We start from the raw sequence: 25601 nt of genomic DNA, 5'->3' as shown, positions 1-25601 counted from the left end.
TTAAATCATATTTTTTTGTTAAAAACTTCCCTTACTTTACACTATACAAAACATATGGCTATTTCAGTTAAAACAAAAATATATTCTTACCAAGAATATCATCAATTGGTATTGGATTGTTCCGAACTTGGAAAAACTACAGGAACGGAACAAACCATTGAAAGAATTGAGGCGACAAAACTTAACGCCACGAGAATGAATAGAATATATAAGTTAACTCAAATAAATGATGAATTAAAAAATACAGTTTCGAAGTTATCAAAGATAAAATGGAATTGGTTAATTATTTCGGAAACATGGTGTGGAGATAGCGCGCAAAATTTGCCTATTATTGCGAAAATTGCTGAGTTGAATGCCAACATTTCGCTTCAAATAATATTGCGGGATGAGAATAGTGAAATAATGGATAAGTATACAACACAGGGCTCTAGATCTATACCCAAATTAATTTGCTTTGATGAATTAAAAGGAAAAGTTGTTGCAGATTGGGGGCCAAGACCTGCAGCTATTACCAAACGTGTAAATGAGTTTAAAAAAGCAAATCCCAACATTAATCATGCAGATTTTGTAAAAGAACTACATCATTGGTATGCGCAAGATAAAGGAGTTTCAATTCAATCCGATTTTTGCCAATTCATATCAGATATAATAACAGCTAAAGATTAGAATAATTTGCTTTCTTTAACACTAATTAAACATGAAGAAAAAATCACTTTTAACGAAACATTAATTCCGGTGCTTTATCCTTATAGGCATTTATTCCCCCTTTAAGATTACACACAATGCCAAAATTATTTTTCTTTAATAAACTGGCGGCCATCATTGACCTGTAACCTCCGGCGCAATAAACAAACACAGGTTTAAACCGATCAAGTGAAGAAATTGTTTCTTGGAAAACTTGCAATGGAATATTTAAAGAATTCGGGAATTGCATTTCATTTCGTTCATTGTCCATCCGTACATCCAACACTAAAAAATCAACCACTTGTGAATCATTACAATACTTTTCATAAGTGATGGATTGTATGGAGTCGCAACTATGCCCGGCTTTCACCCAGGATTCTATACCCTCTTTTAAAAATCCTTTAATATTATCGTAACCAATACGTGATAAGCGCATCGCAGATTCTTTCTCCTTCCCTATTTCAGTGACTAATATAACCGGAGCATTAAATTCTAATAATGTTCCAACCCAATTGGCAAATTGACCATTTAATCCAATATTAATAGAGCCCGGAATAAACTTTTCGGCAAACTCTTCTGCATCTCTGGTATCCAATATTACACAACCGTTTTTTACCTCATTTAATAACATTTCTGGATTTAGTTCAGTTGCTGCGGATTTAATTACCTTATCAATACTTTCATAGCCGTTAATATTAATGGATGCATCTTTAAAAAAGTAAGCCGGTGGTTTAGACAACCCGCTGGTAACAGCCTGAACAAATGCATCTTTATTCGTTTCCTTTAACGCATAATTTTTTTCCATTTGCTCGCCAATTGTAGTTGAAGTTTCTTTACCTAAATTTTTACCGCAAGCCGAACCCGCACCGTGTCCTGGATAAACAATCACATCCGCCGGTAAAGTTTTTATTTTGAACTTTAATGAATCGAAAAGCATTTCCGTTAAAGTAGTTTTATCTAAGTTTCCGCTTAATAAATCAGGTCGGCCCACGTCACCAACAAATAAAGTATCGCCGGTAAAAATTGCGTTTTCTTTTCCGGATTCATCAATCACTAAAAAACATGACGACTCTAAAGTGTGGCCGGGTGTATGAATTACCTTTATTATTATACTGCCTAATGTAAATTCTTCACCATCAAATGCAATTAAAGCTTGGTATGCCGGCTTGGCATTAGGACCAAATACAATTACAGCTCCTGTTTTCCTAGACAGATCAAGGTGTCCTGAAACAAAATCAGCATGAAAATGCGTTTCAAAAACATATTTTATTCTGCTATTTCGCTTTTTCGCCAGATCTAAATACGGTTGTGGGTCACGTAATGGATCAATAACAACTGCTTCGCCATCCGATTCAACATAATATGCTGCTTGAGAAAGGCAATTGGTATAAATTTGCTCTATATACATAGTTTTAATTATAAAGTTCCTCTTTTGGCCTGTTCTGCTTCTATACTTTCAAACAAGGCCTGAAAATTTCCTTTACCGAATGACATGGCCCCTTTGCGCTGTATTATTTCAAAAAATAATGTTGGCCGATCTTCTACCGGTTTTGTAAAAATCTGCAACAAATAACCTTCCTCATCCCGATCAACCATAATGCCCCATTTTTTTAAAACTTCCATATCCTCTTCTATAATACCTACTCTATCTTTAACCGTATCATAATAAGATCCCGGCACATATAAAAAATCAACGCCGCGCTTTCGCATTTCAGAAACTGTAAAAACAATATCATCCGTTGCTACGGCAATGTGTTGACAACCCGGACCCTTATAAAAATCAAGGTATTCTTCAACCTGAGATTTCTTTTTTCCTTTCGCCGGTTCGTTAATCGGAAATTTTATTCTTCCGTTACCATTAGTCATTACCTTACTCATTAATGCGGTGTATTCCGTTGAAATATCTTTATCATCAAACGTAATGAGGTTCGCAAATCCCATGGTTTCTTCATAAAATTTAGACCAGGTATTCATTGCGCCTAATTCAACATTACCCACCATGTGATCAATATATTTTAATCCGGTTTTGCCGGGATGATATTCGGTTTCCCATTTTACAAATCCGGGCATAAATACGCCTTTATAATTTTTGCGCTCTACAAAAACATGTACTGTTTCTCCATAGGTATGAATACCTGAACGTACGATTTCTCCATCCTTATCTTTTATGGATTCCGGTTCCAAATAAGATTTTGCGCCTCTTTTCATAGTTTCGGCATAGGCTTTACGCGCATCATCAACCCATAGTGCAATTACTTTAACACCATCACCATGTTTGCGAATGTGATGAGAAATAGCACTTTCCGGATCAAATGGAGAAGTTAACACCAATCGAATTTTATCTTGCACTAATACATACGACACACGATCTCTGCTTCCGGTTTCTAATCCGGCATAAGCCAATTCCTGAAAACCCATTGCCGTTTTATAAAAGTGAGCGGCTTGCTTTGCATTTCCGACATACAGCTCTACATAATCTGTGCCGTTTATCGGAAGAAAATCTTGCGCTTTTTCAAAAACTTTAGCACCGGAGTAATCGAAATTTTTTACTTGTGTTAAATCTTTTGTTTCCATATTATTCATGTGTTAATTGTGGTTTACTCATCCAGGATTTATAATAATCTTTTACCTCACACTTCATTGCTTCGGTTGTTATTTTAACCGGATTGAACGGATCAATCATTACAGCTAATTCTTTTGTTTCCTTTTTTCCTATGCTTCTTTCTATAGCGCCCGGGTGAGGGCCGTGAGGAATTCCACCCGGATGTAATGTAAATTGACCTGCTTTAATATTATTTCTACTCATAAAATCTCCATCCACATAATACAAGATTTCATCCGCATCAATATTACTGTGATGATAAGGAGCCGGAATAGCATTTGGATGATAATCGTATAAGCGAGGTAAAAAAGAACAAATCACCCAATTATTTCCCTCAAAATGTTGATGAATTGGCGGAGGCATATGAATCCGTCCGGTTAAAGGTTCAAAATTAAATATGGAGAAAGCATATGGATAGGAATAACCATCCCATCCAATTAAATCGAAAGGATGATTTTCATAAACATAAGGATAAATTAATCCTCTTTTTTTAATCATGATTTTAAAATCACCTTGCTCATCACGAGTTTCGAAGCTGTGCGGTAACTTAAAATCGCGTTCACAAAATGGGGAATGTTCAAGTAATTGCCCGAATTCATTTCTATATCTCTTTGGCGTACGTATAGGGCTATGCGATTCAACAAATAAAATTTTATTTTCAGCCGTATCAAATTCTAACTGATAAACTGTACCTCGCGGAATGATTACATAATCGCCATATTCAAAATCAACAGTTCCGTACATGGTTTTACATCGCCCCGTACCTGCATGAATAAACAACATTTCGTCGGAATCGGCATTCTTAAAAAAATATTCACCCATACTTTTTTTCGGAGCGGCCATTCCAATTTGCATATCGTCATTGAAGAAAAATACTTTGCGGCTTTCGAGATAATCATTTTCCGGCTTTACCTCCATGCCCATAAAACTCAATGCTTTTAAATTTTCGTCAATGGCCACTTCAGGTTTAACAGAGTAAGGTTTACCTAATGCTTTAACCATGGTAGGCGGATGCAGATGATAAACTAATGATGATGTACCGGAGAAACCCTGTGTACCGAATAATTCTTCGTGATAAAGTTCTCCATTCTTATTCCTAAAAACAACGTGTCGTTTTGAGGGGACGTGACCTTGAATTTGATAAACCGGCATAAATACTTTTTAAGCCAATTTCATGAGATTTATTTGTTATTGAAATGATTTTAGTCAGGCTAGAACAAAAAATTAGCTTTTAATTTATCTTTTTATATAATTACAACCCCATATATATAAATCTGTTTATGAACCAATTCGTTTCAATTTAACCCATGTCTAGTTTTTTTCTATTGAATGTCTAACAAGCGAAGATAATTCCCCCAATAAAACTATTCCTGATTATGAGGTTTTAAGTCTTAGGTACTTGCCGTTTACTTTTTTAGATTGGAGAAAATAAGGAAATTAACAATTCATTGTTCTAAATATCCAAAATGATACAGCTTGATGAATACACTTAAAATCCAACCCTAAAGATTACTTTTCATAAGAATTAGTCTCTCTCGTTTGGAAAAAGAATTGATTTTTGTGAGGATGTTTGGCTAATTTTAATTAGCCTTAAAAGACATGATAATTGTCAGGATTAGGGAAAAAATCCCATGTAATTTTTAATTAACACGAATAATATTGATGAGTTGTTGAGCCGGAACAACACCCGATTGTTTCCAAACTTCCTTTCCATTTTTAAATAAAATTAAAGTGGGTACAGAGCGAATTTGAAATTGAGCTGAAGCGGTTGGATTTTTATCCGTATCAATTTTGATAATTTTTACCTCTTCTCCCATTTTGGCTTTTACCTCCTTTAAAATAGGTGCCATAGTTTTACAAGGCCCACACCATTCTGCAAAAAAATCAACCAATACCGGTTTATCTGAGTTTATTATTTCTTCAAACTTTGACATAATTTAATTTTTAGGTATCACAAGAATCATCAGCACAATTTTCGCAAATACTTAACATACCATGAACAAACAAAAACGAACCACCCACAATTAACATCGTATCACTACGCATAATTCCGGCAATGATGAAAATTATGGAAAAAGTTACACGAACTATTCTCCATAGACTCCAGTTTTTTAAATCAATGCTTATTCTATTTCCGATTTTATACTGCATTATATTAATTTATTTACAAATATCGGAACAAATAGTCCGGTATGCAAATCCTTAGTTTAAATTAACAATTGTTTACTTACTCTTCTTATCCCAGGTGTAAGGCACAATTTTTTGTTTTAAATCGCCCTTGCTGATAATTCCAACATGAATCCATTCACGATTCGCATGATTATATAACATCATTACGGGCAAAGCATGAATATCAAACTCATGAGCCACTTCTTTATCTCTATCCGTATCTATTCTAAAAACTTCCACTTTTTCAGAAAATTCATTTTCTAGTTCAGCTAGCACCGGCTTTACCTTTTTACAAACGGTACACCAGGAGGCATGAAAATAAACCAAAACAATTTTTTCAGATTCCTTAATTTTTTTATTGAACTCCAATAATGTTATTGGTTTTTCATCATCTTGATGCAATTCTGAATAATTACTGAATGAATAAAAAAGCAATACAGAAACTGCAATTAATCCAAATATTACTTTCCATTTCATATCAATGACATTTAAAAAGATCGAAAGGCTCTTCGCAACTATTACATTTATATAATGCTTTACAAGCCGTAGAACCAAATTTGCTTATTAATGATGTTTGGTGAGAACTACATCTGGGACAAGCTACATCAACTTGTTCGAAATTAACTAAACAAGAAGAATGAGTTGGTGGAGCAATGCCATATACTCTCAGCTTTTCCTTGGCTTCGGTTGTTATCCAATCTGTAGTCCATGCAGGAGTATAAACTAAATCTACTTTGTAATTTGTTATTCCGTTCTTATTCAATATTTCTTTTATCTGATCTTCTATCATGCCCATTGCCGGACAACCATTATAAGTAGGCGTTATGGTAACATGGCAATCAGAATCTGTAAAGGTTATATTCCGTAAAATTCCAAGTTCTCTAATAGAAATTACCGGAATTTCGGGGTCAGGTATTGATTCTATTTGTGCTCTTATGTCCTCCAGATTTTTCATTTGATAATCCCTTTACTCAAAGATGTAAAAAAAAGGTGAACTATTGAATTGATTTTCCAAACATCTCAGGTAATTAGTTTTATTTAACGCAAATTTTGAGCAAAAAAAACCGACTTTTTCAAGCCGGTCTAACTTAAAACAAAACACTATGTTTTACATATTTATTAAAATAAGTAAAGTATTTACAAGTATTCCAATCACAAATGAGTTTAAAACCCATTTGGTAGGCGCTTGCCCAATTGCAGCTACATTATTTGTCATTGACACAGCCATACACAAGGCTAATTGCCATATCGCCGCATCATTTTTTAAAATAAACATTGCCGTTAAGCCGCCAAGACAACTTCCAATTAATATGGTCATACTAATTAAGCCATAATAATTAAAATGTAATTTCTCAATTAATGCAGAATAAACTCCAAGTTTAGATGTTGAAACAACTGATGCGTGATAAGTTGAATTTTGAACTGTCGTTGCCATAATTTTTTAAATTTTATAAATTAATGAATTGTACTTCCACCACAAAGTTTGAAAAATCATAGGCTAAAAACACTGACAAAAGTCAAAATCGAACATGATTGCTGTCATGTTTTAAAAATTATCCTTATTATATTAAATTCTTAAGTGTTTGGTTAACAGTATAGTAAATATCACTAGATTAATTTTGAACGAAGTAATAAAGTCCGTACTTTTAAGCGAATGCACAAATAAAATGTTAATTAATCAAGATTTAGACGCTCTTTTCACTCATTCCACAGAAGGAATAATTATTGCTGATAAAGATGGGCATATGATGCGAATTAATCCAGCTGCGTGTAAAATGTTCGGTTATGAAAATAAAGAATTAGAAGGGCAAAAAGTTGAAATATTAATTCCACGCAAAGCAGCCAAATCACACGAAAAGCACAGAGAGTCATTTAATAAAAGCCCGCATTCGCGTTCCATGGGTCAGAACTTGAATTTAAACGGATTGAAAAAAGACGGCACTGAATTTCCGGTTGAAATAAGCTTGAGTCCTTTTGAGAGTGATGGTAAAAAGTTTGTGATAGCATTTATAATTGACATTACGCTAAGAAAATTAGCGCAGGTTCAATTACAAAATTATTCCATTGAGTTAGAAAAGCAGGTTGAAAAACGTACGCAGATCATGAAAGAAGCGATAAAGGAACTGGAGAAAACAAAAGATGAACTAAAAAACGCATTGGGAAAAGAGAAGGAGTTGAATGAATTGAAATCTAGATTTGTATCCATGGCGTCTCATGAATTTAGAACTCCATTAGCAACCATTTTATCTTCTCTTTCCTTAATTTCTAAATATAGTGAATCAGGAGATAAAGAGAAACAAACCAAGCATGTTGGTCGAATTAAAAATTCGGTTAATCATTTAACTGATATATTGAATGATATGTTATCTCTTAGTAAGCTGGAAGAAGGTGCTGTAAACTTAAGTTTTGAATATTTTAATGCTAAGGAGTTTATTGAAGGTTTACTTTTAGAAATGAATCCTTTAGCAAAAACAGGGCAATTATTAGTTTATACTCATGAAGGGGAAAAGGTAGAAGTTAATTTGGATAAAAAAGTAATGCGTCACATTTTGTTTAATTTAATTTCAAATGCAATTAAATTTTCCCCGGAAAACAAAAAAATAGAAATTAAATCAATAGCAAAAAATAATAAATTTGAAATTCAGATTCGCGATCAAGGCATAGGCATATCAAAAGAAGATCAAAAACATTTATTTGAACGTTTTTTTAGAGGGCAAAATGCGGCGAATATACAAGGTACCGGTTTAGGTTTGAACATAGTGGCCAAATATGTGGAATTATTGAATGGAATAATAGAATACGAAAGTCAGTTAGAACAAGGCACAACATTTAAAATAACTTTTTAATATGAGCAAGAAAATATTACTAATAGAAGATAATAAAGAAATGCGCGAAAACACTGCAGAAATTCTGGAGTTTTCCAAATACAATGTGGTAACGGCCGAAAACGGAAAAATTGGAGTTGAGTTAGCGCAGAAAGATAAGCCGGATTTAATTATATGTGACATCATGATGCCGGTATTGGATGGATACGGTGTTTTGCATTTACTATCCAAGAATAAAGAAACAGCCAATATTCCATTTATCTTTTTATCTGCTAAAGCGGAAAGAAGTGATTTCAGAAAAGGTATGGAAATGGGAGCTGATGATTATGTAACAAAACCCTTTGATGACATTGAGCTTTTAAATGCTATTGAAAGCAGAATTAAAAAAGCAGAATTATTAAAACAAGAATATTCCAATACCCTTGAAGGATTTGACAGTTTTATAAAGGAAGTGAAAAGCATTGAACCTCTTAAAAAACTTTCAGAAAAAAGAGACACTTCTTATATAAAAAAGAAACAAATTATTTATCAGGAAGGTTCTATACCCAAATCGGTTTACTTTATTAAAAAGGGTAAAGTAAAAACATTTAAAACCAACGAAATGGGCAAAGAATTAATCAACGGATTATATAATGAAGGTGATTTTTTTGGTTATTTGGCTTTATTGGAAGATGATAAGTATACGGATAGTGCTGAAGCATTAGAAGAATCAGAAATTGCAGCAGTTCCCAAAGAAGATTTTTTCGCATTGGTATATAAGAGTCCGGAAGTGTCAAGAAAGTTTATAAGCATTCTTACTAATAATATTATTGACCGAGAAGATCAATTGGTAAAACTCGCTTATAACTCAGTTCGTAAAAGAGTTGCTGAAGCCCTATTAATATTGTATAATAAATACAAAAAGGACAAAGAAGAAAAATTCAGCATCAATATATCAAGAGAAGATTTAGCCAATTTGGTAGGCACAGCAACCGAAACCGTAATTAGAACACTAAGCGATTTTAAGGAAGAGAAATTAATTGAAGTAAGCGGAGGTACAATTAGCGTAATTAATCCGGAAAAATTGGGCAAACTAAAAAACTAATTATTTATACGTTTTTGTCATTAATGCGGGGGTGGCTATAATAAAATCTCCGCTTCCTAAAGTCGTTTCTTCTAGCTTACTTAAATCTTTTGTTCGGTTGAAGAAATCACCAACACTTTCAGATTTGGATTTTGAAGCTTCAAATACCATTCTATGGCCTGATGATGGTTACTGTGATAGGCGCCATTATAATGGATGAAAGTTTTACCCTTTGTCCAATTTTTTAAAATAAAATGCGCCATCGTTGCATCTTTATAGGCTTGTGACTTTGGTAAATTTTCACCTCCATGTCCCCCTGCGTTTTCAAATATTTCTTTATAGCATTTAATACTTCCATCGTATTTTATCGGATAGGGCGCTATCCACTTTTTAGCTTCTGCATCAATGCTATCTAAAGCAGCTTCTCCTTTTGAATAAACTAAGTTTGCGTATCTTCTAGGAATGTTTGTTGCAATAAAAGGTAATTTATTTTTCTTGGCAAAATCAACCAACGGTTTATAATCTGTATTATAATTTGTCCATAGCTTACATTCGTCTTTAAAAGTTTTCTCGCTCACCTTAGAACCCAAATACTCCGACAATACAATTTGATCATCCGCCTCAAACATTTCAGCACCTAAAACCAAATTTGCTTTTTTCGAGTTGAATAAATCGCTAGTTAATTCATGTTGTAGCCAATGACAAATCGGATTATCGTGCAACTCACCGAATAATATCACATCGCTTTTAAGGGCTTCGGCAAGCATTTTATCATAATCTGTTCGCTCACCTTTAATATCAAACAAAATATAACCCGGTTTATCACTTCTAATAAAAGAACAGGTAACTATAACGCCACAAAGCAAACTCAGCTTAATAATCAAATTTTTCATAACTATACTTTAATTGCTTGTAAATATATCAGTATATGTGATTAAATCAGATAAAAAAATCTTGATTCGCTAATTATTAGCTTAAATTGTTTTAGTTTATTGACTTTAGTCAATGGAAAGCTCATCAATTTCAGCTAAATTTGACTAATATAAATATTAAACTATGGAAAATTCAAAAACATTAACAGACAAAATACTAGAAAAATTAAGCGGCACGATTTATAAAATTGAAGAGTTTCAATTGCAAGCTGCATTAGGTAAAGCTGAAGTAACTGACCTTTACGGAGATTTAAAGGAGAAGTTTGATTCTTATATTCATGAAACCTCAACCTCATTGAATGAATCAACAACTCATATTAAAGAAAACGCTTCTAAGATTAAAGAACACATTGATGCCATAGAGAAACTGATCAGAACTGAAGTAAAGGATTCCAAAGAAACTTATCATAAACAAAAGGATAATATTGGCAAACTCATTGACGAAATGGGATCAAGTATTAAAGACCATAAAGCTTCATCACAGATTTATAACGAATTAAATCTTGAAATTGAAAAGTTGAAACTTAAAATGGAAGTGCTGAAACTCAAATATAATATCGGCAAAAAATAACAAATTCAACGCTCTTCAGCCTATTTGCTTGTTACAAATTGGTTATTTCTAATTACATGTACAGATGACTATTATCAGGTGGTTATTTGACATCGCTCATTCTTTACGCGCTAAGATATATATAGTTTTGACTCACCTTACTCGTGAATTGTAATGCACTTTGTGTTTTTATAACTAAGGCGTAAGTTATAATTAACTAATAAAGAAAAAAATGAAAACTATTTTAGTGCCAACTGACTTTTCGGAAAATTCAGATAATGCCATTGACTATGCAGCGCAATTGGCCCTACTCTCAAATTCATCCTTGATATTTTTTCATGTTTACCATACTCCTTTACTAACTCCGGAAACTGCTTTATTATTACCCAAGCTGGAAGAAATTGAGAAAATAAGCGAAAACGCTTTGAATAAATTAAAAATAAAATACAACGAAAAATACCCCTCTTTAAATATTATAGTAAAAACCAAATGCGGACTCGGGGCTGAAGAAATAATAGATTATGCCAACGATAATAAGGTCAATCTAATTGTTATGGGTATGCGTGGCGCGGGAATTTTGGAAGAGAAACTGGCCGGAAGCGTAACCACTTCTGTAATGGAAAAAGTAAAAATTCCTGTTTTCGCCATAGATGAATTTGTAAAATTTAAATCGCCCAGAAAAATCATATTAGCTACCGATTACAACGATGCCACATTAGCTACCTACGAAATATTAATTGATTTGGCCAAACAACTTAAAGCGCACATTTATGTATTAAAAGTTGTTCCTACTGATTCATACCTTCCTGAAGCGGAAGAAGCACTAGAGGGTATCAAACTTAAAAATGTATTAGAGGGAACGAATCATACTTTTCACGTTGTTGCAAATGAATCGGTAACGGATGGAATTAATCAATATGCTGATAAAATAGAAGCAGACCTTGTTGTTATGGTTGCTCACCAGCATTCCTTTATTCACAAAATATTTAAGGAACCTCACACTAAACAAATGGCCTTTCATTCTAAAGTACCATTGCTTTGCTTACATGATAACTAATAAAAAAATCAATATGAACGTATTTATCAACGATGACCAGAAAATTTCAGACTTACAAAGTGATTTTAGTAAAATATTTCCCTTTTTAAAAATTGAATTCTTTTCTCAAATGCACAAAAAAGGCGGAGGCTCTGCTAAAAAATTAATGTTACCCGCTCACTTAACCATTGGCGAAAGCAGAACCATTCATAAAAGTGGCGTTTTGAATATTACGCCGCAGATGTCCGTTAGTGTGTTAGAAGGTAATTTCAGAGATATGTATGGATTAGGAGTTCAGGTTTTTAGAAAATCAGGTTCCATTTGGCTTGAAACTACTGTAACAGATGATTGGACCTTAGAAGATCAAAACAAGCAGGGCGAAGCTCTTAGCAAATAAATCTTAAAATAAATTTTGATTTTGATCATTTAATTTAAAAATCATCGCTATTAATTTAGTGTTATTAACTTTTAAACTTTAAAAAAAATGACACAAATTAAAAAAAAGGACGAAGGTGTATTTTTCCCTTCATTTGTATCGGATTTTTTTAATTCCGATAATTTTTTCGGTAATCGGTTTTTCGATAAAGATTTTGGCAGAAATTTGCCGGCGGTAAATATCAAAGAAAAACCAACAGAATTTAATATTGATTTTGCTGTACCCGGTTTTAATAAAAATGATTTTAAAATTGAAGCGGATAATAACGTTTTAACAGTTAGTGCTGAATCAAAAAATGAAAAAAATGAAGAGAATGAAAAATTTACGAGAAAAGAATACTCCTTTAACTCTTTCTCTCGGTCTTTCACGCTTCCACAATCTGTAAACGAATCTTCCATTCAAGCGAATTACACGGATGGAATTTTAAAATTGGTTATCCCTAAAAAAGAACCGGATAAAGGCACCGGAAAAAAAACCATTAAAGTTGATTAATAATGTTCTTATAAAAAAAGAGATTATTTTCTGACGTTTACGCTGTAAAATTTTATATAATTGAAAAATTAATCTAACTTTGTTTAGTTGGCCGCAAATCAAAATTTAATCTCTTTTTTTTTAGCTGAAACGGGAAAAGTTGTACGTTTTTCAGGTCGATTTTTCGTTGAAATACTAAAACCGGGCTTCGAATTAAAAGAATTATTTCGGCAATGTTACTACATCGGATATAAAAGCCTTCCTCTTGTTTGTATAACCGGATTTATTATGGGTTTGGTTATTACCATTCAATCCAGACCTACCTTGGTTGAATTTGGCGCTGAGTCTTGGCTACCAAAAATGGTTTCGGTTTCTCTTATCCGTGAAATAGTTCCGGTAATTACGGCTTTAATCTGCGCAGGAAAAATCGGCTCGGGCATTGGCGCCGAATTAGGCTCAATGAAAGTAACCGAACAAATAGATGCCATGGAGGTATCCGGCACTAACCCTTACCAATATCTTGTAGTAACCCGCGTTTTAGCAACCACTTTCATGATTCCTCTACTTGTTGTGATTTCTGATTCCGTTTCTTTGTATGGAAGTTATTTAGGATCTAATTTGCATGGGGTAGTAAGTAATAAACTTTTTTGGAATCAGGTTTTTGATACTGTTGTTTTTAGTGACTTGGTTCCTTCTATAGTTAAAACTTTTTTCTTTGGATTTGCAATCGGAATTATTGGCTGTTATAAAGGCTATTACTCCAATAAGGGAACCGAAGGCGTGGGTCAATCCGCCAATTCTGCTGTTGTAATTTCTTCTTTAATTGTTTTTATTCTTGATTTAATAGCTGTTCAAATAACTGATTTACTTCAACTCAATTGAAAACCGAAATACAACATAGCGAATCGCAATTAAAAAAATCTAATCCGGAAGTTGTAATAAGCATACGCGGATTATATAAATCATTTGGTTCTAATCACGTAATAAAAAATTTCAATTTAGACGTACATCAGGGTGAAAATATTGTGGTTTTGGGTAAATCTGGCTCCGGTAAATCCGTTTTAATTAAATGTATTATTGGTCTTATAAAGCCCGACGCCGGAAGCATACTTGTTTATGGCAAAGATGTTGCGAAAATGACAGCAAAAGAATTAGATAAAATGCGGGCTTACGTTGGTTTTTTATTTCAAAGTAATGCCTTATATGATTCGATGTCGGTTCGTGAAAATTTAGAATTCCCATTACGCAGGCACAGAAAAAATAATGCTAAACAGGAGATTGACGCTTTAGTTCATGAAGCACTTCAAAACGTAGGATTGGAACACACGCAAGAAATGAAACCTGCAGAATTATCGGGTGGTATGCGTAAACGTATTGCCCTGGCCCGAACCTTGATATTAAAACCCGGAATAATTTTATACGACGAACCAACCACAGGTTTAGATCCAATCACCGGAAAAGAAATTAGCAACCTCATTGTTACCTTAGCTAAAAAATATCAAACTTCTTCAATAATTATTTCGCACGACTTGAGCAGCGTAAAAATTGTAGCTTCAAAAATTGTAATGCTGATTGACGGACAATGTTATGCAATGGGAAAATTTGAAGAATTGCAAAATTCAGATGATATTAAAATAAAAACTTTTTTCGAATAAAATGGGAGAGCTTAATAGAAATGTGAAATTAGGTGTTTTTGTAATAACAGGATCCGTTCTGCTTATTCTTGCACTTTATCTTATCGGAAACAAACAGAATTTATTTGGCAACACCATTCAAATTCATGCTGAATTTAAAAATGTGAACGGGTTAATGTCTGGCAACAATGTTCGTTATTCAGGCATAGATGTAGGCACTGTGGAAGCTATTCAAATTATTAGTGATTCATCCGTAAAAGTTACCATGATCATTGACAAAGCCACGCAACGTTTCATTAAAAAAAATGCCATTGCCAGTATTGGCACAGATGGATTAATGGGAAATAAATTAATCAATATTGCTTCTGTAAAAGCCGCCGATCAAAATATTGAAGAAGGCGATGTGCTAAAAACCTTGACTCCCGTAGAAATGGAAGAAATGATAAGAACTTTAAATGTTACCAATGAAAATATTAAAGTGATAACTGATAATTTAAAAGATATTACTGAAAAAATAAGTAACAAAAATAGTTTGTGGAATGTTTTACTGGATACTACGGTTGCCGATAACGTAAAATCTACCGTAGTTAATTTAAGATACATGAGCGAACAAGGTTTGGCCGTTACCGGAGATTTACGCAATTTGAGCAAAGATATAAAAGAAGGTAAAGGGAGTTTAGGGGCATTGATTACTGATACTACACTTTCTTCAAATATTCATCAAGCTGTTGTGCAGCTGAATCGGATTACAGATACTACCGCTTATTTGAGTGGAAATATTTCGGAGATTGTAAAAAATTTAAAAGACGGTAAAGGTACTATTGGTGTTTTATTACATGATACAACTTTGGTTCATGATTTAAATCAAAGCATTTTGAAAATTGACAAAGGCGCCGGCAATTTTGATTTGTTATTGGAAGCGCTAAAACACAGCTGGCCTTTCAAAAAGTATTTCAAGAAAAAGAAAGTAAAAAAATAACCTATTCAAACAAATCATACACATCACCGGGAGCAGGTATTTGTACATTATAGAATCCTTCTTCTAAAAGTTTTATTTTAAATTCAGCTTTCGCTTCTTCTTCTCCGTGAACCAAAAAAATAGTTTTTAATTTATTTTTATCCTGACACGCTAAAAACTGAACCAATTCATTCTGATCTGCATGTGCGCTTAAAGATAGTATTGAAGTTATTTCGGCCTTCACTTTAAAATAATCCCCAAAAATATGAACCGATTCTTCGCCACTTAGTAATCGATGGCACAAGGTATAAGGCGCGCAATAACCCATTACTAGAATTGTATTTCTTGAATCCTCAATCGCATATTTAATATGATGCTTCACCCTACCTGCGTCTCCCATTCCTGATGCTGATATAATAATGCAAGGTTCTTTTGATCGATTGATCTCTTTAGATGCTTCTACATCTTTGATGTAATACAAATTTTCAAAATCAAATGGGGTTGGATCACTCTGTATATAGTGCACCAACTCTTTATTAAAACATTCTTTGTGCTTTTTTACCACTTTGGTTACCTCAGTTGAAAGTGGACTGTCCACATAAATATTTATATTTGGTAATCGGTCTTTGTATTCTAACTTATTAAGTATATAAAGTATTTCCTGTGTTCTCCCCAGACTGAATGCAGGTATAATTAATTTTCCTTTTTTAGTTATGCAGGTGTTACATACAATATCTAAAAATCGTCCCTCCATGTTTTTTGTTTCTTCATGTAATCGGTCGCCATAGGTTGATTCACAAATAACAAAATCTGCTTGCGGAAACACTTGCGGCTTTTTCATAATTGGGTCGGTATACCTACCTATATCACCGGTGTAGGTTAACTTTCTGATGTTGTTTTCTTTTTTAAGTGTGAGATTTATTGCAGCAGCTCCAATTATATGCCCGGTTTCAGTAAAATGGAACGAAACCTCGTTGTTTATTTTTATTTCGGCACCTGACTTAACCGGATGAAATTGTTTTAAGGCCCCGACTGCATCTTTTTCAGTATATAAAGGCTCTAATGCTTTTTTTCCTTGTTTGAATCTTTTTTTATTAATATAAAAAATATCGCTCTCCTGTATGTTGGCACTGTCTAATAACAACAGCTTACAAACATCAAAGGTTGCTTCCGTGCAATAAATTCTACCCCTGAAACCTTGTGATACATAATAAGGAATTGCACCTGAATGATCTATATGAGCATGCGTAAGTAGGATGGCTTCTAAATGCGCGGGATTTAAATTCAATTTTCTATTCAGCTCGTCTGTTTCTCGCCCCATGCCTTGAAACAAGCCACAGTCTAATAAAATCTGAGATCCTGATTCGGTTAGCAACAAATGTTTACTTCCGGTTACGCTTTCTGTTGCTCCAATTAATTTTATTTTCATGTGAGTGTTCGTTAAGTCAAACACAGGCGCAAATTACTTGTTTTTCTTTAATAGGTACTTGACTTTTGTTAGTATTAGTCAAAAAAAAATCCTCTCCGTAAGGAGAGGATTGAATTAAATCTCTTTTTTTTATTTTAATAAGGAGACGTGTCCTACATATTCTTTTCTTCCATCACCATTTGCCGCCTCAGCCTTAACTTTGAAAACATAAACACCGTTTTCAGCGTTTAAGCCCTTCACGGTTCCATCCCAACCTTTAGTAAGCTCTTTGGTTGAATAAACCAAGGTTCCCCATCTGTCATAAATTTCCATGCTATAACCTGTGGTTTTAATTCCAACTCCTTTAATGTTGAATATATCATTAAGTCCATCACCATTCGGCGTAAAGGTATTCGGAATGAATATAGCAAACTCATCTCTAACTTCAATTACTTTCATTAAAGTATCAATACAGCCTTTATCAGTAGTTGAAATTAATAACACCGGATAATCACCAATATTATCATAGATACGGGTAGGATTCTTCATGAATGAAGTATCATAGCCTGCACCGTTTCCTTTTACTCCTTCAAAAGCCCATTGGTAACTTACTACATTACCACTTGTAGAAGATGGATAGAATGTAACATTATTATTTGTTGTTGTTACACGCTCAGGATTTGTTTCTACAATACTATTTGGTGTAGGCCAAACCTGAATAGGAGTTTGATATTCCCAATTATATGAACAGCCATTTTTACCGGTGGTTCTTATCTTTAAATTATAAGTACCTGCGTCATTTAAACAATAATTAAAGTCATCTGCCTGCATAACATTTCCATTACCAAAATCATAAGTGATTTGTGAAGCCTGCTCTTGCGTTTTACTATTAAATGTTAAACACAATGGCTGACAACCTTCATGTTTAGGTAAATCCAATTGAGGCTGCGGTGCTTTATTTACGTTAACCGTAAACGAGGCTCCAACCGTATAGAATGGACATGCAATATCGTATGCCGTAAGATTATAAATAGTGGTTCCTAACGGAGTGGCATATTGAACGCTACCGGTTGGAGAACCTAACCACTGTTGAGGATTCCAAACATAGGCGTAATTATGACTACCTCCAGTTGCTCCGGCATACAATGCTATACTATCTCCCATACAAATGGTTTTATTACCCGGCGTGTTAGTGAAAGAAATTGGCGTTAACACATCAACTTTGGTAGTACCTAAAGTTTTACATGGGCCTAAAGTAACTTCCAGCGTATAGGTTCCTGCCAAAGGCGGCTGAATGGAAGGTATTACCAAAAGCTGATTTGTTGAGCTATATGAATTAGGACCTAACCATAAGTAAGACGTAGCGCCCGGAGGTCCACTAATTGAATAAGTAGCATTATAGCACAATTGTTTGTAAGGTTCTAAATCAACAGGAATAATTGGATTAACCGTTACCTGAGTTGTATTTGAATTATAACAGATTAAAGCACCATTGGTATACGCTGTAAATACTGTATAAATTCCGGTTGCCGTTGTGCCCGGAGCACCTAAAATTGGATTAGGAATATTAGATGTAAATCCGGTGGTTGCACCCCAACTGTATGAAATTGCACCCTGTGAACTCGATGTTAAATGAACATCCGCAGGATAACAAACCATAGTAGGTACATTAATTGCAATTGGCGCTACAGGAACCACATTCATTTGATTAAAATTACTTATGGTACAACTCTTAGATCCAATTGCCCATACTCCCACTACGTTATACACACCGGTGTGCGCAGGCACAACATTTGGAATTGTTGTATTTGATCCGGTTGAAATATATCCATTAGGTCCTGTCCAATTGAATTGAAGTGGCATAGGATTAGCCGTTGCACTAATATTGGCAGTCATTCCTTCACAAATATTTTGAGGGATTGTTAATGTTATAGGTGAGGTTGCAACTACCGACACGTTAGATACCGCAGTACTTGTACAAACTAAAGTTAATCCTTGTACAGCAAAGGAAGCTGTAACAATATAATCTCCGGCATGCACCGTATTAGTGTTCGCAATTGTTGGATTTTGTAAATTAGATGTAAATGTATTTGGTCCTGTCCAATAATACGCCGTTGGAGGTACCGCATTTTGAGCAGTTAAATTTAAGGCATCACCTTCACACAATGTAAATTGTGGGGTAACCGAAGTTTGATTAACCGGAATCACATTTACTGTAGTGTTAGCACTGGAAGAACAAGAACCTCCGTTAGAGAAATTATTAACCGCAGTTACTGTATATATACCCGCCATGTTAGGCTGTATATTGGTAATCTGTGGATTTTGGAAAGCTGAAGTATATGAATTCGGTCCCTGCCATAAATAAGTAACTAACGTTCCGCCCGGTACCGCATTAACAGTTAAGTTCACTGTGGCACCTTGACAAACCGGAGAATCATTACCCGGGGTTAAAGTTGGAGTTGGATTTACTTGAACTTCTACTGTTTGTGAACCCGTACATGGGAAAGGCGTAGTTCCATATACTGTATATATTGTGGTGGCTGTGGGTTGAACTGCAACCCCTGGCAATGTTGATAAAGTAGTACCACCTGGTGCGGTCCATGTATAGGTTCCACCTATTCCTGCTCCTGCTGCTGTTAAACTTGTGCTTTGTCCACTGCAAATTGCCGTATTTCCGGCAACTGTAATAGTAGGCGTGGGACAACAAGTTTGATAAGTAAGCGTAATGACAGCACTATTTACACAAATAGTTCCGACATTGATTAAAGTGATTGTATTTGTTCCTTGATTAACGAAGTTTGGAAGACCAGTAGGACAAGGATAAGTGTTACAAAAAGTTTGAGGCCAGCAAGAACCACAAGCACAGTTACCACCTGCCGGAGGTAAACATTGAATTGTATTTCCGTTAATTACTACACATAAATTGGTATATCCGCAATTTACTTTGTTCACCGTTACACAAACACCGGAAATAATATTTCCCGGAGGTACATTGGTTACAAAAGTTCTTGTACCATTATTCCAGTTACCACTACCCGACCAAGGCGGATTACAAGAATAGTTACCTGTTTGTGGACCACATATATTACACCATCCTGATGTCCAGGTTACGGTATTCGTAATAACACCTTGCGCTTTGCTAGTTCCTGCAAAAAGCAACAATGTGAATATAACTAAAAGAATTTTTTTCATTTTGATCGAGTTTATATGACTTGAATAATTTATTTCTATTGTTTTACAGTTAACCCCATGGTACTATAGTGTCCCAATCCTGCCGGAAAACTAATTATTGAATTAACGCCTAATTTTAATTTGATGTTGCCATTGCAATCTCCAATGGATTCTGAATTCGCATCCACATATATTTTCTTAGTACCTGTTGAAGGATTCCAATTGCCGTTATAATATATAGCATCTGTCCATTCAACTGCAACTTTGTAGTTGTTGGTGTTTTTGAATTTAATAACAATAAACTCTTCATTATTACAAGTAACTTTCATGCAATAAGATTCAACACCTTCTACCGATGTTGCACCATCAGCTCTTAACACTGCACTTTGCCATGTACCGTTAGTAATGTTGGTAGGAACCTGAGCTTTACCAAATAAAACTGATCCTAATAAAACGAGTGTAATTAATAATTTCTTCATAATAGTATTTTCGCTGATGTAAAGTTCGGCAATTAATTAAAAAAAATACCTTTTTTAAATAATATATATGCTTTACCTACTCGATTTCAGTCCTTATTCCCTCATTTACTCCAAAATTTAATTCCTAAATCGTTTAGAAAGTGATGGAATAAAACAACTCAATTAACAAGATATTTTAAATGAATATCAGCATTAATAATATATGTAGTTGGTTTTCATAGATTTATATAAAATATAGTCAAATGGATGCGATTCCAGTAATCTTATCTTAATTTCTTTTTAATAATGCCCTATAGTAATTGCCTAATTTTAGAAAATCAATGGGGTTTTTCAGAGTATATTTTTTATTTATAGTATTTGCTTTTCATATGAATGGACAAGTTAGTCCAGATTCATTAATCACTTTTGCCAAGCTACAATTAGGAATTCCTTATAAGTACACCGGCATTTGTCCGAATACCGGATTTGATTGTTCGGGATTTGTAAAATATGTATTTACGCATTTTGGAGTTGATGTGCCCAGGGCATCAATGGATTATGAAAAAACGGGTAATTTAGTGTCAATTGATTCCCTTCGTAAGGGCGATATTTTAGTGTTTACCGGTACTAATGCCGAAATTCGGAAACCCGGACATGTGGGTATTGTGGCTGAGGTAACTGAACAAGAGGTTTACTTCATCCATTCTTCTTCGGGTAAAAAAAATGGAGGTGTGGTCATTACCAATTTTACTAATTCGAGTAATTACAAAAAACGATATTTAAAAGCGATACGGCTAAATGAAGTTTTAAAAACTTAAGCTTCACTATTCAATGTTTTTATAAAGTTCAATCTTCTCTTCAGATGTTAATTCTCTCCATTCACCCAATTTTAATTTATCAAGCTTTATATTCATAACGCGTACTCTTTGTAATTTTAATACTTGATAGTCGTACGCATTGCACATTCTTCTTATTTGCCTGTTTAATCCTTGATTAAGGATGATCTTAAATAATCTTTTAGTCCCCTCAATAACTTCTGCTTTGCATGGTAATGTTATTTCACCATCTAAATTTATACCATTTCGTATTTCCTTTAAAAAGGCAGTTCTCACCGGAAAGTTAAGTGTAACAATATATTCTTTTTCATGCTGAAATTTAGGATTTGCAATTTTATCTACAAACTCTCCTTTGTTCGTTAATAATATTAAACCCTCAGATTCTTTGTCCAGCCTACCTATCGGAAAAATCTTTTCTTTAAAGTTTAATGCATCAATAATATTACCTTCAATTTTTTCAGTGGTACAAATCACGCCTTTTGGTTTATTATAAGCAATAATTAGCTCTTGTATCTTTTTTTCTTTAATCTCTACCGAATCTGCTAAAACGATGTCGCCTAAATTTACCTTGGTACTGAAATTGGCCGTTTTTCCGTTTACCAGAACCTTTTTCGCCTCTATTAATTCAAATGCCTTGCGCCTGGAATAATCGGAGTATAATGCTAAATATTTATCAACCTTCATATTAAAAGCTAAATGTAGGATAACTTTGGCTTTTTGGCTACATTTATTTCATGCAAAATTTAAAGAATCAATTTCTAATTAATCCGAATATTACTTATTTAAACTTCGGATCTTTTGGCGCTTGTCCAAAACCCATTTTTGAGGAATATCAAAAATTACAATTAGAATTGGAAAAAGAACCGGTTGAATTCATAACCAAAACCGGACTAAAATTATTGCAACAGGCCAAAAAAAGTTTAGGTGATTACATCCACTGTGATGAAGAGGATTTAATATTCGTTACCAATCCTTCTTATGCAGTAAATATTATCGCTAAAAGTTTTAATTTAAATCCGGGTGATGAAGTGCTGGCCACCAATATTGAATACGGAGCTTGTGATAAAACCTGGGAATATTATTGCGAAAAAAAAGGTGCCAAATACATTCGTACCAATATTACTTTTCCCATAACCAGTAAGGATGATTTTGTACAGGAATTTGTAAAAGGATTTACTAATAAAACCAAATTAATATTTATTAGTCATATCACCAGCAGCACCGGTTTACGTTTGCCGGTAGAAGAAATATGCCAATGGGCAAATGAAAAAGGGGTTTTGGTTTTTGTAGACGGCGCTCATGCGCCCGGACAAATTCCTTTAAATATTAAAGAATTGGGTGCCTCCATTTATACCGGTGCCTGTCATAAATGGATGATGACACCCAAAGGCTGTTCTTTTTTATACGTACAAAAAAATATACAGGATTTATTTGACCCTTTAATCATCAGTTGGGGATATAAAGCGCTTTTCCCTTCTAATTCAAAATTTCAAGATTATCATCAAATGCAAGGCACAAGAGATTATTCCGCTTTTTTAACTATTCCTAAATCCATTGAATTTATGAAAGCACATAATTGGTGGGAGGTGGCGATTCAATGCCGAAAAATGGTGCAAAGTAATGCGCCAAGGTTTATTGAACTTTTAGGAACTAAATCCTTATGTAAAATTAATGATGACTTTTTGGTTCAATTGTTCAGCATACCAATCAAGCATAAACATCCTGAAAAATTACACGATCAATTGTATTCTGATTTTAAAATAGAAATTCCTGTAATGAGGCAGAACGATAAAGTTTTTATCCGATACTCCATTCAGGCCTTTAACACCCAAAAAGATTTGGATATACTTTACAGTGCATTAACTGAACTTAAAAAGGATTTGATTTAACATTGAGAGCAATGAGGTTTCTTACTCAGTTTTAAGTTACCCTTAATAAAGAATTTATATTAGGAAATTTTATTTTTATTTGGGCGGCAACCGGGCTGTTCGTGGCTACGCTTCGCTTCGGCTGGGCGAGTAAAGCCTCGCCCGAGCTAAACCTCCGCTGTGGCGGAACATCCCTGCCGCAATCCCAAAAATTGAATTTTAACTATAAAAGAAATAATAGGCTATAAAATAGTTTTTGGATTAATGTCACTTCGAGTAGCCGATTATGGAAATGGTTATCGGCGTATCGAGAAGGGATACGTTAGTTAGTTCTCAATACAAGTTCGCCTCGATACAATTTTTGCAAGAGGCAGGCAAAAATCACTCGGCGTGACATTTCCTTCACTTTGTTACGCTACTCGAACTGACGATAATTTTTTTGCTATTAATCGTAGCAATATTTTAATTCATACTAATTTACTTTTGTATTATGATTAAGTTAATATATTTATATATAATTGAATGTAGTGATGGGACTTATTATACCGGAGTAACCAATAATCTTGAAAAACGAATTCTGCAACACAACCTTGGAATAAATAAAGATGCGTATACGCATAATCGAAGACCAGTTAAATTAGTTTTCCACGAACCTTTTGCTGATTTCACACTCGCCTTTAATTGGGAAACGCGAATAAAAAAATGGAGTAAACTTAAAAAAGAAGCTTTAATTAGAGGAGAATACAATTCTCTTAAGATGTTATCTAAAAAGAATTTTTCTAAATAGAATCGATACTCTGAGATTTTTGTCACTTCGTAGCGAGGAACGAGCGTATCGAGAAGTGGTACTCCATACGCAGTTCTCGATACGCTTCATTTCATTGCGCTACTCGAACTGACAGCGCCATTGTCACTTCGAGTAGTCGATTATGGAAATGGTCATCGGCATATCGAGAAGTGATACGTTAGTAAGTTCTCAATACAAGTTCGCCTCGATACAATTTTTGCAAGAGGCAGGCAAAAATCACTCGGCGTGACATTTCCTTCACTTTGTTACGCTACTCGAACTGACAGTATTATGAAAAACACTGAGGAATTCTCAATGCGCAATTACAAATCGTTTATTAATAGTTTGTGCATTTTTTCCTTTTAAACTCAGCATATAAACTCCATCCGGTAATTCTTTTAAATCAATAACTGTTTTATTATTGTTATAATTCAGCTCAATAATAGTAAGCAATTGGCCAATATTATTAAATATTTCAGCCTTGGGAAATTCTTTGTGTAAATCGCTCCACTCAAAACTTACATTTAAAAAATCCTGTGCAGGGTTGGGGCTTAGTTTAAGCCACCCTTCGACTACGCTCAGGGCGGCAAGACCAAGCGCGCTTTGATGCACCACTACCGTATCCCATTTAATATTACCGCAAATATCTTGACGCACTATGTAAGTGGATGTTACGGCAGGGGTAACGGTAATGCCTGCGGCGTTAGCAATTGGTGTATTGGTATTTGTAAGATTATACCAAGTACAAGCTTCATCAATGCCAACATCTTGTGGCCTGCCTATGTAAACAGTGCCACCCGGAATAAATGCAACATCAGGACCTGCATAAGCCGGTAAATCAACATCAATACAGGACACGTCGTCTAACAAAACATCACATGCGACCATTGGAAGAATTGAAGGATTAATAAGCGTTTTATTTGTGTTCGCATCATTTTTAAAATTACCGATTAACAAATGCTTTTCTGTTCCGTTAGCAACAAAGGTGCCAGTTACAAGAATCCAATTCATTGTATCTGTAATTATATTTCCATTTGGATTTTGCACTTGGGGTATTATGTAAGCTAATGGAATACCAGTCTTAGTAATTGTATCAATACTATTGTCTGAAAAAAAAGAAGCAATTCCATCAATTCCATAGCTGGAAGGATCACTTATGTTAACAAAAAATTTAACACAGTATGTCGCACCTGCTTGAAGGTTTGTTTTTAATCTATTTCTAAAGTATTGCCGGCCATTGGGAGCGCATTGAGGTTCTTGACAAAGGAAAGTAGCCAATCCAAAAGACAATCCAGTCCTTGGCCATTGGTAGGTTACTCCGCCTGTAGGTACATTAGGATAACATGTACTATAAAATGCGGGGGCTCCACTTGCAGGAATAGAGTCAATTGATCTCCAATAATGAGCTATATTAATTGTAGACAGTGAACAGGTATAATGACTTTCAAATCCACCATTACTCACGTAATTAGCGATTCCTTGTGAATAGGATTTAAATTGCAAAATTGTGATAAATAAAATTAACCAACCTTTAATTCTCCTAATTTTATTTTGAAATGATAATTTTTTGCAATTCATGATGATTTTCATTTATTAGTTCAACAAAATACATTCCGTTCAATAAATCTAATTTACTAAATGATTTGCATTTCTGCTTATTACGGAGCAAAAATGGTATCACCATTCGACTAACATGCCTTGCGGCAGTCAGGC

Annotated in this window: 26 protein-coding genes and 1 pseudogene; 13 read left to right on the top strand and 14 right to left on the bottom strand. The window is 34.3% G+C overall.

Annotation, left to right across the window (positions count from 1 at the left end):
* Window positions 1–54: 54 nt before the first annotated feature.
* On the top strand, window positions 55–666 hold the full coding sequence (locus IPM51_01430) for a thioredoxin family protein (GenBank protein ID MBK9282961.1): 612 nt from the start codon (window positions 55–57) through the stop codon (window positions 664–666).
* Between the two features lie 49 nt (window positions 667–715).
* Here IPM51_01430 and IPM51_01425 read toward each other — a convergent pair whose 3' ends face one another.
* The 8 genes from IPM51_01425 to IPM51_01390 all read right to left on the bottom strand — a co-directional run bounded on the left by IPM51_01425 (window position 716) and on the right by IPM51_01390 (window position 6890).
* Complete coding sequence (locus IPM51_01425) at window positions 716–2092, bottom strand: MBL fold metallo-hydrolase (GenBank protein ID MBK9282960.1); 1377 nt, start codon at window positions 2090–2092, stop codon at window positions 716–718.
* 8 nt (window positions 2093–2100) lie between these two features.
* Window positions 2101–3258 carry a 4-hydroxyphenylpyruvate dioxygenase gene (hppD, locus tag IPM51_01420; GenBank protein ID MBK9282959.1) on the bottom strand — a complete coding sequence of 386 codons (1158 nt, stop codon included), beginning with the start codon at window positions 3256–3258 and terminating at the stop codon, window positions 2101–2103.
* A 1-nt stretch (window position 3259) separates the two neighbouring features.
* Window positions 3260–4438: a homogentisate 1,2-dioxygenase gene (locus tag IPM51_01415; GenBank protein MBK9282958.1), complete on the bottom strand. Its 1179-nt coding sequence runs from the start codon at window positions 4436–4438 to the stop codon at window positions 3260–3262.
* A 488-nt stretch (window positions 4439–4926) separates the two neighbouring features.
* Window positions 4927–5220: a thioredoxin gene (trxA, locus tag IPM51_01410; protein ID MBK9282957.1), complete on the bottom strand. Its 294-nt coding sequence runs from the start codon at window positions 5218–5220 to the stop codon at window positions 4927–4929.
* 10 nt (window positions 5221–5230) lie between these two features.
* Entirely contained in the window at window positions 5231–5437 is a 207-nt protein-coding gene (locus IPM51_01405) for a hypothetical protein (GenBank protein MBK9282956.1), read from the bottom strand.
* 72 nt (window positions 5438–5509) lie between these two features.
* Window positions 5510–5932 carry a thioredoxin family protein gene (locus IPM51_01400; GenBank protein ID MBK9282955.1) on the bottom strand — a complete coding sequence of 141 codons (423 nt, stop codon included), beginning with the start codon at window positions 5930–5932 and terminating at the stop codon, window positions 5510–5512.
* Window position 5933: 1 nt separating this feature from the next.
* Window positions 5934–6410 (bottom strand): phenylacetate-CoA oxygenase subunit PaaJ, encoded by a 477-nt coding sequence (gene paaJ / locus IPM51_01395; GenBank protein MBK9282954.1) that lies wholly within the window; start codon window positions 6408–6410, stop codon window positions 5934–5936.
* 153 nt (window positions 6411–6563) lie between these two features.
* On the bottom strand, window positions 6564–6890 hold the full coding sequence (locus tag IPM51_01390; protein MBK9282953.1) for a hypothetical protein: 327 nt from the start codon (window positions 6888–6890) through the stop codon (window positions 6564–6566).
* A 232-nt stretch (window positions 6891–7122) separates the two neighbouring features.
* Between IPM51_01390 and IPM51_01385 the strand changes: the two genes are divergently transcribed.
* Both IPM51_01385 and IPM51_01380 read left to right on the top strand, forming a co-directional pair.
* Window positions 7123–8301: a PAS domain S-box protein gene (locus IPM51_01385; GenBank protein MBK9282952.1), complete on the top strand. Its 1179-nt coding sequence runs from the start codon at window positions 7123–7125 to the stop codon at window positions 8299–8301.
* Between the two features lies 1 nt (window position 8302).
* Window positions 8303–9364 carry a response regulator gene (locus IPM51_01380; GenBank protein ID MBK9282951.1) on the top strand — a complete coding sequence of 354 codons (1062 nt, stop codon included), beginning with the start codon at window positions 8303–8305 and terminating at the stop codon, window positions 9362–9364.
* Here IPM51_01380 and IPM51_01375 read toward each other — a convergent pair.
* Window positions 9365–10236: pseudogene (locus tag IPM51_01375) on the bottom strand (ChaN family lipoprotein).
* 163 nt (window positions 10237–10399) lie between these two features.
* On the opposite strand from IPM51_01375, the gene IPM51_01370 reads away from it, so the two are divergent.
* The 7 genes from IPM51_01370 (at window position 10400) to IPM51_01340 (ending at window position 15381) form a co-directional block, all read left to right on the top strand.
* Window positions 10400–10846, top strand: a complete 447-nt coding sequence (locus IPM51_01370; GenBank protein MBK9282950.1) for a hypothetical protein — start codon at window positions 10400–10402, stop codon at window positions 10844–10846.
* A 211-nt stretch (window positions 10847–11057) separates the two neighbouring features.
* Window positions 11058–11882: a universal stress protein gene (locus IPM51_01365; protein MBK9282949.1), complete on the top strand. Its 825-nt coding sequence runs from the start codon at window positions 11058–11060 to the stop codon at window positions 11880–11882.
* Between the two features lie 13 nt (window positions 11883–11895).
* Window positions 11896–12258, top strand: a complete 363-nt coding sequence (locus IPM51_01360; protein ID MBK9282948.1) for a hypothetical protein — start codon at window positions 11896–11898, stop codon at window positions 12256–12258.
* 87 nt (window positions 12259–12345) lie between these two features.
* Entirely contained in the window at window positions 12346–12789 is a 444-nt protein-coding gene (locus IPM51_01355; protein ID MBK9282947.1) for an Hsp20/alpha crystallin family protein, read from the top strand.
* Window positions 12790–12876: 87 nt separating this feature from the next.
* Entirely contained in the window at window positions 12877–13650 is a 774-nt protein-coding gene (locus IPM51_01350; GenBank protein MBK9282946.1) for an ABC transporter permease, read from the top strand.
* A gap of 8 nt (window positions 13651–13658) precedes the next feature.
* Window positions 13659–14423: an ATP-binding cassette domain-containing protein gene (locus tag IPM51_01345; GenBank protein MBK9282945.1), complete on the top strand. Its 765-nt coding sequence runs from the start codon at window positions 13659–13661 to the stop codon at window positions 14421–14423.
* A 1-nt stretch (window position 14424) separates the two neighbouring features.
* Window positions 14425–15381, top strand: a complete 957-nt coding sequence (locus IPM51_01340) for an MCE family protein (GenBank protein ID MBK9282944.1) — start codon at window positions 14425–14427, stop codon at window positions 15379–15381.
* A gap of 1 nt (window position 15382) precedes the next feature.
* Here the strand turns inward: IPM51_01340 and IPM51_01335 are convergent, their stop codons facing one another.
* The 3 genes from IPM51_01335 to IPM51_01325 all read right to left on the bottom strand — a co-directional run bounded on the left by IPM51_01335 (window position 15383) and on the right by IPM51_01325 (window position 20418).
* Window positions 15383–16789, bottom strand: a complete 1407-nt coding sequence (locus IPM51_01335; GenBank protein ID MBK9282943.1) for an MBL fold metallo-hydrolase — start codon at window positions 16787–16789, stop codon at window positions 15383–15385.
* 129 nt (window positions 16790–16918) lie between these two features.
* Window positions 16919–19960, bottom strand: a complete 3042-nt coding sequence (locus IPM51_01330; protein ID MBK9282942.1) for a gliding motility-associated C-terminal domain-containing protein — start codon at window positions 19958–19960, stop codon at window positions 16919–16921.
* A gap of 35 nt (window positions 19961–19995) precedes the next feature.
* Window positions 19996–20418: a hypothetical protein gene (locus IPM51_01325; GenBank protein ID MBK9282941.1), complete on the bottom strand. Its 423-nt coding sequence runs from the start codon at window positions 20416–20418 to the stop codon at window positions 19996–19998.
* A gap of 368 nt (window positions 20419–20786) precedes the next feature.
* Between IPM51_01325 and IPM51_01320 the strand changes: the two genes are divergently transcribed.
* Entirely contained in the window at window positions 20787–21215 is a 429-nt protein-coding gene (locus IPM51_01320) for a C40 family peptidase (protein MBK9282940.1), read from the top strand.
* Window positions 21216–21221: 6 nt separating this feature from the next.
* On the opposite strand, the gene IPM51_01315 is transcribed toward IPM51_01320, so the two are convergent.
* Window positions 21222–21917, bottom strand: a complete 696-nt coding sequence (locus IPM51_01315) for a pseudouridine synthase (protein MBK9282939.1) — start codon at window positions 21915–21917, stop codon at window positions 21222–21224.
* Between the two features lie 50 nt (window positions 21918–21967).
* On the opposite strand from IPM51_01315, the gene IPM51_01310 reads away from it, so the two are divergent.
* Both IPM51_01310 and IPM51_01305 read left to right on the top strand, forming a co-directional pair.
* Window positions 21968–23122, top strand: a complete 1155-nt coding sequence (locus IPM51_01310; GenBank protein MBK9282938.1) for an aminotransferase class V-fold PLP-dependent enzyme — start codon at window positions 21968–21970, stop codon at window positions 23120–23122.
* 472 nt (window positions 23123–23594) lie between these two features.
* On the top strand, window positions 23595–23888 hold the full coding sequence (locus tag IPM51_01305; protein MBK9282937.1) for a GIY-YIG nuclease family protein: 294 nt from the start codon (window positions 23595–23597) through the stop codon (window positions 23886–23888).
* Window positions 23889–24200: 312 nt separating this feature from the next.
* Here IPM51_01305 and IPM51_01300 read toward each other — a convergent pair whose 3' ends face one another.
* On the bottom strand, window positions 24201–25478 hold the full coding sequence (locus tag IPM51_01300; GenBank protein ID MBK9282936.1) for a T9SS type A sorting domain-containing protein: 1278 nt from the start codon (window positions 25476–25478) through the stop codon (window positions 24201–24203).
* Window positions 25479–25601 lie beyond the last annotated feature (123 nt).

Source organism: Sphingobacteriaceae bacterium, from assembly GCA_016715905.1.
Taxonomy (GTDB): Bacteria; Bacteroidota; Bacteroidia; order B-17B0; family Aurantibacillaceae; genus Aurantibacillus.
This window is presented reverse-complemented; position numbering and strand designations above follow the sequence as displayed.

Coding starts and splice junctions, on each gene's coding strand:
- IPM51_01300 (MBK9282936.1), bottom strand. CDS start 25,478: ATGAAAATCATCATGAATTGCAAAAAATTATCATTTCAAAATAAAATT.
- IPM51_01400 (MBK9282955.1), bottom strand. CDS start 5,932: ATGAAATGGAAAGTAATATTTGGATTAATTGCAGTTTCTGTATTGCTT.
- IPM51_01415 (MBK9282958.1), bottom strand. CDS start 4,438: ATGCCGGTTTATCAAATTCAAGGTCACGTCCCCTCAAAACGACACGTT.
- IPM51_01365 (MBK9282949.1), top strand. CDS start 11,058: ATGAAAACTATTTTAGTGCCAACTGACTTTTCGGAAAATTCAGATAAT.
- IPM51_01385 (MBK9282952.1), top strand. CDS start 7,123: ATGTTAATTAATCAAGATTTAGACGCTCTTTTCACTCATTCCACAGAA.
- IPM51_01335 (MBK9282943.1), bottom strand. CDS start 16,789: ATGAAAATAAAATTAATTGGAGCAACAGAAAGCGTAACCGGAAGTAAA.
- IPM51_01325 (MBK9282941.1), bottom strand. CDS start 20,418: ATGAAGAAATTATTAATTACACTCGTTTTATTAGGATCAGTTTTATTT.
- IPM51_01315 (MBK9282939.1), bottom strand. CDS start 21,917: ATGAAGGTTGATAAATATTTAGCATTATACTCCGATTATTCCAGGCGC.
- IPM51_01370 (MBK9282950.1), top strand. CDS start 10,400: ATGGAAAATTCAAAAACATTAACAGACAAAATACTAGAAAAATTAAGC.
- IPM51_01320 (MBK9282940.1), top strand. CDS start 20,787: ATGAATGGACAAGTTAGTCCAGATTCATTAATCACTTTTGCCAAGCTA.
- IPM51_01340 (MBK9282944.1), top strand. CDS start 14,425: ATGGGAGAGCTTAATAGAAATGTGAAATTAGGTGTTTTTGTAATAACA.
- IPM51_01355 (MBK9282947.1), top strand. CDS start 12,346: ATGACACAAATTAAAAAAAAGGACGAAGGTGTATTTTTCCCTTCATTT.
- IPM51_01310 (MBK9282938.1), top strand. CDS start 21,968: ATGCAAAATTTAAAGAATCAATTTCTAATTAATCCGAATATTACTTAT.
- IPM51_01390 (MBK9282953.1), bottom strand. CDS start 6,890: ATGGCAACGACAGTTCAAAATTCAACTTATCACGCATCAGTTGTTTCA.
- IPM51_01425 (MBK9282960.1), bottom strand. CDS start 2,092: ATGTATATAGAGCAAATTTATACCAATTGCCTTTCTCAAGCAGCATAT.
- IPM51_01405 (MBK9282956.1), bottom strand. CDS start 5,437: ATGCAGTATAAAATCGGAAATAGAATAAGCATTGATTTAAAAAACTGG.
- IPM51_01330 (MBK9282942.1), bottom strand. CDS start 19,960: ATGAAAAAAATTCTTTTAGTTATATTCACATTGTTGCTTTTTGCAGGA.
- IPM51_01430 (MBK9282961.1), top strand. CDS start 55: ATGGCTATTTCAGTTAAAACAAAAATATATTCTTACCAAGAATATCAT.
- IPM51_01360 (MBK9282948.1), top strand. CDS start 11,896: ATGAACGTATTTATCAACGATGACCAGAAAATTTCAGACTTACAAAGT.
- IPM51_01380 (MBK9282951.1), top strand. CDS start 8,303: ATGAGCAAGAAAATATTACTAATAGAAGATAATAAAGAAATGCGCGAA.
- hppD (MBK9282959.1), bottom strand. CDS start 3,258: ATGGAAACAAAAGATTTAACACAAGTAAAAAATTTCGATTACTCCGGT.
- paaJ (MBK9282954.1), bottom strand. CDS start 6,410: ATGAAAAATCTGGAGGACATAAGAGCACAAATAGAATCAATACCTGAC.
- trxA (MBK9282957.1), bottom strand. CDS start 5,220: ATGTCAAAGTTTGAAGAAATAATAAACTCAGATAAACCGGTATTGGTT.